Annotated in this window: 7 protein-coding genes; all 7 read right to left on the bottom strand. The window is 58.7% G+C overall.

Annotation, left to right across the window (positions count from 1 at the left end; all coding sequences use genetic code 11):
• Positions 1 to 183 precede the first annotated feature (183 nt).
• A complete protein-coding gene (locus tag ACFO3S_RS09180; protein ID WP_378094620.1) occupies positions 184 to 5,463 on the bottom strand; it encodes an endo-1,4-beta-xylanase in 5,280 nt (1,759 codons plus the stop codon).
• 15 nt (positions 5,464 to 5,478) lie between these two features.
• Positions 5,479 to 7,140 carry an extracellular solute-binding protein gene (locus ACFO3S_RS09175; RefSeq protein WP_378094618.1) on the bottom strand — a complete coding sequence of 554 codons (1,662 nt, stop codon included), beginning with the start codon at positions 7,138 to 7,140 and terminating at the stop codon, positions 5,479 to 5,481.
• 34 nt (positions 7,141 to 7,174) lie between these two features.
• Positions 7,175 to 8,065 carry a carbohydrate ABC transporter permease gene (locus tag ACFO3S_RS09170; RefSeq protein WP_378094616.1) on the bottom strand — a complete coding sequence of 297 codons (891 nt, stop codon included), beginning with the start codon at positions 8,063 to 8,065 and terminating at the stop codon, positions 7,175 to 7,177.
• Positions 8,066 to 8,095: 30 nt separating this feature from the next.
• On the bottom strand, positions 8,096 to 9,037 hold the full coding sequence (locus tag ACFO3S_RS09165) for an ABC transporter permease (protein ID WP_378094614.1): 942 nt from the start codon (positions 9,035 to 9,037) through the stop codon (positions 8,096 to 8,098).
• A gap of 24 nt (positions 9,038 to 9,061) precedes the next feature.
• A complete protein-coding gene (locus ACFO3S_RS09160; protein WP_378094612.1) occupies positions 9,062 to 10,069 on the bottom strand; it encodes an N-acetylglucosamine kinase in 1,008 nt (335 codons plus the stop codon).
• Between the two features lie 13 nt (positions 10,070 to 10,082).
• Positions 10,083 to 11,078 (bottom strand): LacI family DNA-binding transcriptional regulator, encoded by a 996-nt coding sequence (locus ACFO3S_RS09155; RefSeq protein WP_378094610.1) that lies wholly within the window; start codon positions 11,076 to 11,078, stop codon positions 10,083 to 10,085.
• Positions 11,079 to 11,199: 121 nt separating this feature from the next.
• Positions 11,200 to 12,891 (bottom strand): family 10 glycosylhydrolase, encoded by a 1,692-nt coding sequence (locus tag ACFO3S_RS09150; RefSeq protein WP_378094608.1) that lies wholly within the window; start codon positions 12,889 to 12,891, stop codon positions 11,200 to 11,202.
• Positions 12,892 to 13,063: the final 172 nt, after the last annotated feature.

Raw genomic sequence — 13,063 nt, 5'->3', positions numbered from 1 at the left:
CTGCGCCATTCGCGCGGCGTATCTGCGTCGTATTCTTTTCTATAAGCAACCGGTCGCCCCACTGCGGCAAGTATCCCCTCCACGAAAAAACCGATCAAGGACCGACCAAGCAAAAAGCCTTCGGCTCCTCTAGACGCAGAATCGCGTTTTTGCCGGAGGGGATTCAGATCAGGATAGCGAATTTTACCCTTTCTGAATCACGAACAAAATCACCTTCACCGCCTCGGCTCTGGTGACGGAGTCGTGAGGCGCGAAAAGATCGCCGGGCTTGCCGGTCATCGCCCCCGTTTGTTGCAGAGCCGCCGCATAGCCTCTCGCCCAATCCGGGATTTGCCCGTCATCCGCAAACCCGGTTAACCGGGCGTCTGCCGGAAGCTGAAGCGCCCGGGCCACAATAGCGGCGAATTCCGCTCTCGTCAAGGAAGCGTTGGGCCGCAAGCGGCCGTCCGCATAGCCGGTAATCCAGCCTCGCTCTGCCGCCGCCGCAATAGAGGCTCGCGCCCACTCGCCGACCGATGCCTGATCCGCGAACGCCGCTCGGCTGCCCCCGGTTCCTTCGCCGCTCTCTTCAGCCAGCGCTTGAACGAGCAGATGAATGAGCTCGGCGCGGCTGACTGCGCGGTTCGGCTGGAAGCTGCCGTCCTCGTACCCTTGAATCCATCCTTGCCCGTAGGCCCGTTCGATCTCCGGCTTCGCCCAATGGCTGTCGATATCGGTAAAACGCGCCGCCGCGGCTTCCTCCACCGCGAGCACCGTATAATATCCCCACCGATCCGTCTCGGCGGTTACCTCTCCGTTCGCCAGCTGCGAGCCGGCCACCCGCTCCCACCCGCCTCCGGCCGGATCTCTGAAGAAGATCGCCGCCGTCTGTCCGTCCTTCAATCGCTGGACGTCCGCCCGGATTCGAAGGACGATCGGCCGGACCAGCGGCGCCGCATCGGCATTCGCCAGCTCATAGACGGGCGCAAGGCTGGCGTTCCCGGCAGCCGATAGAAGCTCGCCCGCTTCCGCCTCGGGAACTTCCGCGAGCTTCAAGGTCCAGGCCGAGGCTTGCGCCCCCTCGGGGACGACCGCCTGGAACCGGTCTCCCAGCTTCACGGTTCCTCCCTCATTGGCAGAAAACCTCCGCTCTACGGATGGCTCATCGTTCTCGGCTCCCCCGGAAACCGGACCCGGATTCGGGTTGGAGCCCGGGCTGGAACCCGGATTAGAACCGGGATTGGGATTCGGGTTCGGAGGAGTCGGCGGCGCCGGCTCGCCAAGCGACTTCGCCAAAGCCCGATAAGCCGGCTTGGGCCTGTAGTTCTCGTCGAAGATGAGACCGTTGCCGTACTGGCCGTACGCATGATGCGGCTGCAGCGAGGAATAGCGGTCGGTAAAGCCCCACATCGATAACGCGCCGAACCGGATCCCGTTTACGTGAAATGTTTTCGCCATATCCGCAATGGAGCCGTAATATTCGCCCTGCTCCCGAAGCGTCTCCTCGTTGACGGCTTTATGGATGTTCATGTCCAGCTCGGATATGCGAACCTCGACGCCCAAATTCGCGAACTTGGCCGCCGTCGCCCGGAACTCCTCCGCGCTGACCGGATCCCACTCGTCCGTCAAATCCTCGTGCATCTGGAAGCCGACCCCGTGAACCGGCACGCCGCGCTGCTTCAGGCTTCGAACCCGTTCGTAGACCGCTTGGCTCTTGACGTTGTCTTCCTCGATCCAGTATTCGTTGATGTACAGCTTGGCGGCCGGATTGGCGGCGTGCGCGGCTCGCAGCGCAATCTCGATATATTCCTCGCCAAGCTTCTCGTACCAGATCGAAGGCCGGATGGACGGATCGGTATTCAGACCGGCCAGCGGCTCGTTAATAATGTCCCAGCTTAAAATTTGCGGATAGCGGCCGACGACGGTCGCAATATGCTCCTCCAGTATCGTTCTCAGCTCGCTGCTGCTGAAGTTGCCCTCGGTCACCCATCTCGGCACCGCCTCGCTCCATGCCATCGTATGGCCGTGAACCTTCATGTCGTTCCGTTCGGCATACTCCATCAAGGCGTCCATCTCGGCGAAGGCGTACTGATCCCGCTGCGGATGAATGAATTGAAACTTCATGTCATTCTCCGGCGTGATCATGTTGAACTCTCGTCCCAGAATCTCCGCGTATTGCGGATCTCCGACCAGCGCGTTAACGGACACCGCCGTGCCGATCGACAGATGCGGGTAGTTGCGCTCGGCCAGCCTGCGCAGCGACCCTTCCTCGCTTGCGGACTTCACGAACCGCTGATCCCTCACCTCGACGGAGGAGGCCGCGTTTAGCGGCTTCACGTAGATCGCCTGGATGAGGAACGACTGGCCGACGGCGGCATCGGCGCCGAAATACGCTTTGCCGGCGTCGAACACGCCCGGATCGTCCAGCTCGCCCGCTTTGACGTTGTTCAGGTAAAATTCCAGCTTGCCGTTCGTTCTCGCGAGGGAGACTCTGATCTCCCCGGTTCCGGCATCGTCGAAGCTGGCTGTTGCCGGACGGGAAGAAGCGCCGTCATACACGCTGACGTTCAGCTTGCCGTTGTCGAGCGCCATGCTGACGTACTTCCCCTCTTCCCGCCATTCGTCCTGAATGACCGGCAGAGAACCGTACAGCTGCACGGACGCCCGCGACTGCCGCGAAGCCAGCATCGAATAGTCGACCCGGAAATCTCCCTCAACGATGAGCTGCGGTCCGCGAAGGTGAATCGGCGGATTGGCGACGACCGGCTGCGACGGTGAATCGCCCAGCGGAATGATGCCGCGGCCCATGCCGCGGATAACGACCTGATCGCCGGATACGACAGCGCCCGAGAACCCCTCCCAATTGTGACCCTTCAGCACGTTGTAGCCTTCGGTCGAGGCCGAGACCTCCGCCGGGTCCGAACGGTTGCCCGCCAGATCCACCGCCCTGATCTCGATCCGGTAGGACGTATTCGGCGCCAGCCCCCTCAGATCGGCTCTGGTGCCGGAGACGAAGACGACCGATTGCCCGTAGGTGATTTCGTAGCCCTTCACCGCGATGTTGTCGCTTGAAGCGGTCCAGGACAGAGAGACGGAATCTCCCGTCACCTCCTCGACTTGCGGCGTTCCCGGCGCGGTCGGCTTCTCGGTATCGCTTCCTTCGTAAATCTCGACCCGGTCGACGATCGTCTGATTCGCGGCCGAGGATCCGGGGTTGCTGAACGCGATCCCGGCCACAACTTGATCCGCCATCTCGACCTCCCGTTCGCCGACAAGCGTCCAGTCGACGCCGTTGTCCGATCGATAGCCGATCAACAGATGGCCTGCGCGAACGATCTTGACCCACATCGGCAGATCCGCGTCCGTCGTGGCGTCCGCCGTGCTGCCGCCTGTCCGGTCGCGGTATTGGAAGCTTGCCACATTCGGCGTCATCATCATATCCGCGTGTTTGGCGTCTGCCGCCAGCGTCTCTCGAACCATAACGCCGGATTTCGCCCACTCGCTCGTCTGAGACAGGCTTCGGACTCTGGCGGCGATGTAGCCGTCCCCCTCCAGAGGCTGATAGACGTAATGAAGAGAATCGTTCTCCCCCCAGATGTCCGTCTCCGTGCTCTGTAAAGCAAAAGCTTCCGACGCCGCATCGTAGCGCGAGCTGCTCGACGCGCCTCCGCCGATATGAGCCGTCTGCCATGGCGGCGGCACTTCGCCGGACGGCTCCGGCTCTCCGGGCCCGGGTCCGCCTTCTCCTTCGAGCAGCTGCACCTGGCGGAATACGGCTTGATTGTCGGCTGACCCTCCCGGGTTGCTGACGGCCAGGCCGATATAGACCTGCTCGTTCATCGGGATCGTCATGCTGCCCACCGCCCGCCATTCCGTTCCGTCGTCCGAGATGAAGCCCGTGAACATGTCTCCGCTGCGGGTCAGCTTGACCCAGATCGGCGTCTCGGCGGCAGCGGTCCGATCGGCCATATCTCCGCGCGTATGCTCCCGATACTGGAAGGTGGCCCCGTTCCCAGGCGTTATCATCATATCGGCATGCTTCGAATCGCGGTCCAGCGATTCCCGGATCATCACTCCCGCTTTCGCCCATTCGCTCATTTGTTCCATCGCTTCCACCCGGACGGTCATCGAAGCGTCCCCCTCGAGAGGGCGGTAGACGTAATTCAGCATGTCCATATTGCCCCAGATGTCGGAAGAATGACTGCTGAGCGTGTATTGTCCCGAAGCCTCGTCGTACCGGGCCGATCCCGGCTTCAACCCGATGTTCCTGCCCTTCCAGCCGTCTGGCAGCGCCGCTTCATAATCCCGCTCGACCGGCGGCTCCCAGTCCGGTGTCGGCCACTGCCTGCGTTCGCTAATTTTGGCGAGCTCCTCCTCGGGCCAAGTATGGTAAGCGAAGAAGGAAAGTCGCTTGACGTTCGGGTAGTTCTCGCGAATTCCCCGGTAAACCTGCTGATACTCGTCGTCGGTCCAATCGTTGTCCAAGGTAGCCACGATCGCCGTATTTTCCCCGCTCACCCGATCCGCCGTATCCTTTAATATGCCGTACTCGTCGCTGTACACCCAATCCGCCGGGAAGCCCCAGTCGTCGAAATACGCCATCGGCGCGATAAAGTCGATGGAAGCTTTGAATTTCTCCGCATCCTGGCCTACTTCAGCGAATTCGGGCGGCAAAATGTAGACGCCCAGCTGCACATCCGGCTTCGACGAGCGAAGAATATCGCCGCGGATGTCCGCCACATATTGTCCAATCTGCTCCGCTCTCCATTCGTTCCACTCTTCCCTCCGGTCGGAGGCCGTATCGAAATCGATGCTCAGCGGCGAATAGCCGAATTCCGCCTCGAATTTCCCAATCGTATAATCGCTGACGTCCATGTTGTAGTCGTCGAAGCGGATCCAGTCCAGCACGACGCCGTCTACGTCATAGTTCTCGATCACTTCCCGGATAATGGACCGCTCGTACTGCTGCGCTTCATGATGGATCGGATTAATGAAATATTCGGAGCCGCCCGAGCCGGTGAACGGAATCCGCTCTCCGTCCACCCAAGCCTGCATCTGCCAGTCCGGATGAGCCATGAAGGCCGCCTGGTCGTGGAACTGCGGAATCCAGGCGTGCACCTTGATCCCCTCGCGGTGAGCGGCATCGACGACATGTCTCAGTGCGTCGAAGCTTTCGTACCCGGGAGCGATCGGGGCAATCGAGCTTGGGTAGAATACTTGGCCCGAAGGCACCTCGTCGTCCTCGTCCTGCTTGACGTTGAGACTGATAACGGTTACATGATATTGCTTCGCCAGCTCTACGAAGGCATGAACGTCCGCCTCGGTTTTGAACTGGTTAACGGTTCTCACGATCAGCTCCGTCTCGAACGGCGGGTTTCCGGCCTCCTCGGCTTGGGCGGCGTTCCCGCCGCCCAAGCCGAGCGATGTGACGATGAGGCTGATCGCAAGAAGGGAAGACAGCTTTGATCTTACATCCGCCCACATAGGAGATCCCTCCGATTATTCATGACCTCGGTTAATCTTCTCGACGTTAGCCTGCCATCTCTCGGTTCTGAATTCAAGCAGCCTGGCGAGCCCCGCTCTCTCGGAATCATTCTTGGCCTGCTCCATCACAGCTTTCACTTCGTCGTCCGTCTTGGCGTGAACCATCTTCGCAAAAGCGACCGTGTAGATGTCGTAAACGTTCTGCGAGATGACGCCGATCTCGGAGTCCGGCAGCGGCTCGGTATTGACGAATTCCGTAATATCCTTGGCCGTCGCCCAGGTTACCGTGGACTGCGCGATCGTCTCCCACGATCGCTGCGACTCCGACAGCGCCGCCTCGAGGTTCATTTTGGCCGTATCGATGAAGGTGGTGTTCCCCGCCCAGTTGAAGTCCTCGAATTTCCTCATCTTCTCCGTGCGCTCGCTGACATCGACCGTCTTGTAGGTCTCGTTCGGGATCGGCGAGCCGTCTTCGGCCTCTTCGTCCCAGTACAGCCCCCGCGGTCCGAAGAACAGCACCTTCTGCCCTTCCGTCCCGGTGATCCAGTCATAGTAAGCGAAGATCGCTTCCGGATCCTTCGCCTCGGTCGTAATGACGTTGACGTTCCAGCCCAAGCTCTCGAAGCCGCTTACAAACACCTTATCCTTGCTCAACCCGGCCTTGCGAATCGGCCAGATCACCTCATAGCCGGCATCCGGATCGGAAGCGGTCAGCGCGCGGTGACCTTCTGCTCCGTAGGTCGTAATGTTCGATTCGATCATCACCGCGACGCGGCCCGTATTGACTTTCTCCTTCACCGCGTCCTGCGTCTGCTGCAGGGCGTCCTGCGTGATCAGCCGTTCTCTGAACAGCTTGCTCACATAGAGCATCAGCTCCTCGAAAGCGCTGTCCTCGTAGATGGACACCAGCCGGTTGCCGTCCGGATAACCCATCAGGCTGATCCATTTGCTGGTGGCATCCTCCTTGAACCCGCCGTACATCACTTCCAGACCTGCCCCCTTCTCTCCCACCTCCAGAGGCACGACGTTCGGATATTTCTCTCTCACCTGTATCAGATAAGCGTAGAGGTCGTCGAAGGTTTCCAGCGCCGGCCGCCCCAGCTCGTTGTAGATCTCTTTATTGACCATCCAGCCGCCGTTGCCGAACGTTCCCGAAGTGTACCAGTTCGGAATTTGATAGATTTTGCCGTCTTCCGAACGAAGCAGATTCAGGGTGGACTCCTTCACGTATTTTTTGAAATTCGGATACTTCTCGTAGTAGTCGTCGAGCGCCACCAGCTTGCCGGCCTTCGCCAGACGCTCTACCGTCGCTCCGCGATCCGTGAATATGACATCCGGCAAATCGTTGCCGACAATCATCGTGTTAAGCTTCTCCTCGGCGGCGCCTCCCGACTGCACGGGCTCGACCGTTACCTTGAGGTTCTCCTGAATCCACCGCGTCGCTTCGTTATCCCCCCACGGCGCCGTCGTCAGCCAATCATAGTGGCCGTAGAACGAGAATGTTACCGGCTTGACGCCAATCTCTTCGTTCGAGCTGCTCGGACCGGAGCTCGGGCTCGCGCTCGGGACGGGGCTGCTCGTCTCTTTCTGCCCCTCGTTGCCGGAACACGCCGCCATAATCGCAACGCTTGCCAGGCCCATGCACACCAGCGAAATCCACTTTCGTCTCCTGTTCATTTCTTCCCCTGCCTTCTTTTTTTTATCATTGAAACTACTCCTTCATCGACCCGATCAATACGCCCTTGACGAAATACTTCTGCAGGAACGGATAGGTCAAAATAATCGGAATAGTCGCAACCATCATCGTAGCCATCGTGAGCGATTTCGTCGTCACCGTGCGATTGCGGTTCATATGCTCCTGGGCGATCGCGTTGGCCGAGGACATCTCGGTCATAATGTTGGAGTTCATAATCTGCCTTAGCAGCGTCTGGATCGGCAGCAGCTCATCCTTCGACACGTAGATCGCTCCGGTAAACCAATCGTTCCAATGCCCGACGGCGGTAAACAGCGCTATCGTCGCCAGCACCGGACCGGATACCGGCACGACGATGCGGAAAAAGATGCCGTAATTGCTGCAGCCGTCAATCTTCGCCGACTCCTCGAGGCCTTCCGGAAGCGCGGAAAAGAACGTGCGAATCACGATCATATGGTAAACGCTGATCAGGCCCGGAATAATATAGACCCACAGCGTATTGAGCATGCCGAGCGAGCGAATGAGCATAAACGTCGGAATCAGACCGCCGCTGAAGAACATCGTGACGATAAAGAAAACCATGTATGGCTTGCGGAACAGCAGCGTTTTTTTCGACATGCCGTAGGCGAGCAGAGCGGTCAGGAGCAACGACAGAACCGTGCCGCTCCCCGTTCTGATTACGGAAATCCAGAAGGAGTTCAACAGCCTTTGGTCACCGAACACGATGGCGTAGTTCTCCAGCGTGAAGGCTCTCGGCCATAGCGTCACGCCGCCGAGCGAAGTATCGCTGCCCAGGTTGAACGAGATCACGAGCGAGTTCCAAAAAGGGTACAGCATCACGATCCCGAGCGCCGTCAGCGCCGCATAGATCAACCGCTGCATGATTTTGTCGCCGAGACTAAGCCGCATGTTCATCCCCCCGTCTATGGCGTCCGTCTCTTACCACAAGCTGACTCCCGTCCTTCGCGCCAAGCGGTTGGCCGCGAGAAGCAAGCCGACGCTGATCACCGCCTTGAACAGCCCGACGGCCGTCGCATAGGAGAAGCGGGAGTTCAAGATGCCGACGCGATACACGTAAGTGTCGATCACGTCGGAATAGTCTCGCAGAATCGGATTGGTAGCGAGCAGCAAAATATCCTCGAAGCCTGCGCTCAGAATGTTGCCGATGGCCAGAATCATGAAGATCATAATGACGGGCGCAATCGCGGGCAGCGTGACCAGATAGATCTGCTTAAACCGGCTCGCCCCGTCGATGGATGCCGCTTCGTACAGGGTCGGATCTACGCCGGCGATGGCGGCCAAGTAGACAATGCTCGCAAACCCGACGTCCTTCCACACGTTCACGCTCACGAGAATCGTCCAGAAATATTCGGGCACGGCCAGGAAGTTAATCGGATGCTCGATGAGATCGAGCCGCTGAAGCAGCAAATTGACGGTGCCGTTGTCGACCGACAGGAGCGAGAACACGAAGCCCGATACGATGACCCAGGATAAAAAATAAGGCAAATAGCTGATCGTTTGAATGACGCGCTTGAAGGCCATATGGCGGACTTCGTTCAGCATCAGCGCCAGCACGATCGGAGCCGGGAAGGAGATGACGAGCTTAAAGAGACTGATCGCAATCGTATTGCGCATGACGTTGCCGAACTCCGGAGCCTGGAAGAACATCCGGAAGTTCGCCAGGCCGACCCATTCGCTTCTCCATATGCCCGCGAAAATATCGTATTGCTGGAAAGCCATCAGCACGCCGTACATCGGAATGTAGCTGAAGACGAAAACGAAAAGAACGCCCGGCAGGACCATCGACTGCAAATCCCACTGCTTTCGAAACTGCTCCAGCTTGCTCGGCTTGGCTGCCTTCATCGGCATTCGCCTTCCCATGCTCTCTTCACCTGGACCATTCCTTTACTGAATGTTTTGAATATTCGGAATAATATTGGGATGGATGTGCGAAAGACGGGTCGTCAGCTCCCGGGTGATCCGCAGTCCGCCTCGTTCCATAGCCCATAGGAGCGCTCCGACGACCGGCTCCCTGTTCAAGACCTTCAAGGTGCAGCCCGGGGCCGCCTCCTTGGCCTTTCGCTCGATGGCCGAGCGAATGATGCCGGCCTGGTCGCCCTTCGTCAGCAGGCTGCCGGCAAGCACGATCTCAAACGCGTCTTGGCCCATGTCCAGCTGACGAACGGTCGCGGCTGCGGCGAGCCCCAGCTCCTCCCCCTGCTTGACCAGCAGCCGGATCGCCGTCGCGTCCCCCTCCTCGGCCGCAGGGAACAGCAGCTCCGCCACGCCAATCGGCGGTTGTCTGGAATGGTCCAGATAATCCTCTCGGAGCTCCGCCACGCTGGCGTAGTCCAGCAGCCCGATCAGCTTCTCCGACAAGACCGTCGCTTCCTCCCGGCCTTCGAACGCCCGAATGACGCTGCGGAACACTTCGACGCTAAGGTCGTAACCGCCGCCGAAGTCGCCGAACAAGTAGCCGAATCCGCCGCACTGGAACGTCTTCCCCGCCTGGTTCGTGCCCGAGCAATTGACGCCCGATCCGCAAATCAGCACAATCCCGTATGCATTTTCTGTTCCAGCGCGAAGCGCAATCGTCGTATCGCAGGAAATTTCCGTTCGGGGAAGCTTCAGCCCGGCGATCATCGGCCGGAGGACGAGGTAATCGCTTTCCCGGTCCGCCCCCGCGAGGCCGAACCACGCGAACTCGATCTGCTCCTCCGTCAATCCCGCCGTTCTAAGCGCGCCCGACACCGCTTCCTTCAGACTGGTCTCCGCCTGCCGCCTGTCTGACTGGTGATTGCCGTTCCCTCCTCTGCCGATTCCGGCTATGCGGCCGTTCTCGTCCGCAATGACCGCCAAGGTTTTGCTTCCGCCTGCGTCGACGCCCAAATAGTATTTCATCCGCTTGCTCACTCCCGAACCTCCATTAACTTTGCTTCAAATAAGCAGTAGATTCTCGTACCAAAAGCTTGGGACTGAGCTTCGTCACCGTAGGCGCTTCCATCTGTCCGTTAATCTGCCTAAGCAGCAAGTCGACGCCGATGCCGGCCATCTGGGCCTCCGGCTGCCGAACCGTCGTTAGCCTCGGATAGAACTCCCCCGCCAGCTGCTGATCGTCGAAGCCGACGACCGACAGATCTTGCGGAACGCGGACGCCCTCCTCGCGCAGCGCGTGAACGACGCCAAGCGCGATAAAGTCGTCCCCCGCGAAGATAGCCGTAGGCAGCGCATCCTCCCGGATCCATTTCTTGGCCACCTCGTAGCCGCTGCTTACCGTAAACCCGCTGTACTCGATGGCAAAGGGCGTCAAACCGGCATCGGCCAGCGCCTTCATATATCCTCTTTTTCGCTCGGCTGCGCTCAGGAAGATCGTCGGACCGCCGATATGCGCGATTCTCGTATGGCCAAGATCGAGCAAATGCTTCGTCGCGTCGTATCCCCCCTGGAAGTTATCCACCACTACGCTGGACACGTCGTCGTGCTCATATTGGTTATCCAGCAGGATAAACGGAATTTTTTTCTTTTTCAGCTCGGCGACATACTGCTCCTCCTCGATGGGCGACAGCAGGATGATGCCGTCCACGCGGTCTCGCTGAAACAGAAAGTTGTTGATATCGCCTTCGCCTTCGTTCTCCGAGATCGACAGCGCCAGGAAATACCCCTGGTCCGCCAGCTTGCGGTTGGCCACTTTAATTACGCGATCGTAGAAGGAATCGTTCAAATTCGTAATCGACATCCCGATGATGCCGGTTTTGCCGCGAACCAAACTTTGCGCCGCCGAGTTGGGCTGATAATTCAGCTCCTCCATCGCCTTCAGCACCTTTTGCCTGTTGGCTTCGCGGACGGTTGGCGAGTTATTGATGACCCGCGATACGGTCACGACGGACAAGCCCGACCTTTTCGCTACATCATGAATGTTCATCTGCTGTCTTTCTCCTTTGAGTTTAAACGTTATAACTTTATGGCGATACCGGCGCCCGTTCCGAGAGCCGGGAACGGACACCGCCTTCTATTCTACTAGGAAGCGCCTCCTTTGTCAGGCGCTAATTCGTCAGCTGCACCTGCTGGAACACCGCCTGGTTGGCGTTCGAATTCCCCGGATTGCTTAAAGCGAGACCGACATACACGGCGCTGTCCATCGCGATCGTTCTTCTGCCGACCTCCGTCCAGGTCGTTCCGTTAGCCGACACATAACCGATAAACTGATGGCCCGACCGTTCGAGCTTCACCCATCTCGGCACGCTCGCGGAGGCGATCGAATCGGTCGTGCTTCCGCCGCCGGTCTGGCGGTACTGGAACGTCGCCCCGTTGTCTGGCGTCATCATCATATCCGCATGCTTCGAGGAAGGGTTTAACGTCTCCCGGATCATGACGCCCGCTTTAGCCCAGCCGTTCATATTGCTCATGGCGTTTACCCGAGCGACGATCGCGCCGTCTCCGGTCATCGGCCGATAAATATAATTCAGCTTATCCTGCGTCCCCCATATGTCGGACGCTCTGCTCGTCAGCGTGAAGCTTCCGCTGCTGTACGAGGCCGTCCCGGCGGACAGGCCGAGGTTTCTCGCCCGCCACCCCTCCGGCAGAGCGGCTTCGTATTCTCCGTTATTCGGCCACGTTCTTCTCGCCTGAATTCGGCTGAGCGCCGTGTCGCTCCAGGCCCCGTAGGAGAAGAAGGAGAGATGGGAGACATTCGGGAAGCGATCTCTGATGCCGCCGTACACTTCTTCGTACTCCGCGTTCGTCCAATCGTCGTCCAAGGCCGGCACGATTGCGACGGCCGGACCCGCAAGCGCGGCCGTATCCGCCAGAATGCCGTTCGGGCCGTAAACCCAATCCGCATCGAAGCCCCAGTCGTCGAAGTAAGCCATCGGAGCGACGAAGTCTATCGCCTGATGAAACTTCGATACGTCCTGGCCTACTTCCGTAAATTCCGGCGGCAAGATATAGACGCCCAGCTCCAGCCCCGGTTTGATCGCATCGATATCGTCCCGCACGTCCTGTACGTATTGCCCGATCCTGTCCGTCCGCCATTCGTTCCATTCCTGCCGGCGAGGGGAGTTCACGTTGAAGTTGATCGACAACGGAGAATATCCGTACAGGCTTTCATACAAATTCACCGTATAATTGCTGACGTCCATGTTGTAATCGTCGAACCGCAGCCAATCCAGCACGACCCCGTCCACGTCGTATTGGCTGACAACCTCGGAAATAATCGACCGCTGATAAGCTTGAACGCCGGGGTGAATCGGATTGACGAAGTACTCGTCGCCCCCGGACCCTGTGAACGGCTGGGCCGTGCCGCCGACAAGCGCATACATCTGCCACGAGGGATTAAGGTTAAACGCCGCCTGATCGTGAAACTGCGGGATCCACGCCCTCACCCGGATGTTATGGGCATGCGCTGCCGCGATGACGTGCTGGAGAGCGTCGAACGTCTCGTAGCCGGGAGCGATCGGAGCGATGTCGCTGTCGTAAAAAACGTAGCCCGACGGCACCTCGTCGTCCTCGTCCTGTTTGACATTCAGATTAATAACGTCGACGTTGTATTGTACCGCTTTGTTGATGAACGCCGTCACATCAGCCGCATCTCGGAACTGATTAACCGTCCGCACAATAATCTCCGTCCCGAAGGGCGCATTCGCCTGAGCAGCCGGCGCGTAGACAGGCACCATCAGACCGGCCAACAGCGCAAGCAGCGCAATCTTCAAGCCCTTCCGTTTCCATACGTTCGTCAAATTCGTTCACCTCTCCCAAAAGTTTAAAGGTTTTAACTTTAGAAGTAAAAAATGTCGAACTTCCTCGTATGTATGTCGTGTAAACGCGATAAAATCAGCCCTCTTCCACTTGGATTTTTTTGTTCCTTTTCTCCAAGCGGATGCATTCCGTTCGAAAGTTTTAAGGTTTTAA

This window comes from Cohnella hongkongensis, from assembly GCF_042654645.1.
Classification (GTDB): Bacteria; Bacillota; Bacilli; order Paenibacillales; family Paenibacillaceae; genus Cohnella; species Cohnella hongkongensis.
This window is presented reverse-complemented; position numbering and strand designations above follow the sequence as displayed.

Coding starts and splice junctions, on each gene's coding strand:
- ACFO3S_RS09170 (WP_378094616.1), bottom strand. CDS start 8,065: ATGCGGCTTAGTCTCGGCGACAAAATCATGCAGCGGTTGATCTATGCG.
- ACFO3S_RS09155 (WP_378094610.1), bottom strand. CDS start 11,078: ATGAACATTCATGATGTAGCGAAAAGGTCGGGCTTGTCCGTCGTGACC.
- ACFO3S_RS09165 (WP_378094614.1), bottom strand. CDS start 9,037: ATGGGAAGGCGAATGCCGATGAAGGCAGCCAAGCCGAGCAAGCTGGAG.
- ACFO3S_RS09175 (WP_378094618.1), bottom strand. CDS start 7,140: ATGAACAGGAGACGAAAGTGGATTTCGCTGGTGTGCATGGGCCTGGCA.
- ACFO3S_RS09180 (WP_378094620.1), bottom strand. CDS start 5,463: ATGTGGGCGGATGTAAGATCAAAGCTGTCTTCCCTTCTTGCGATCAGC.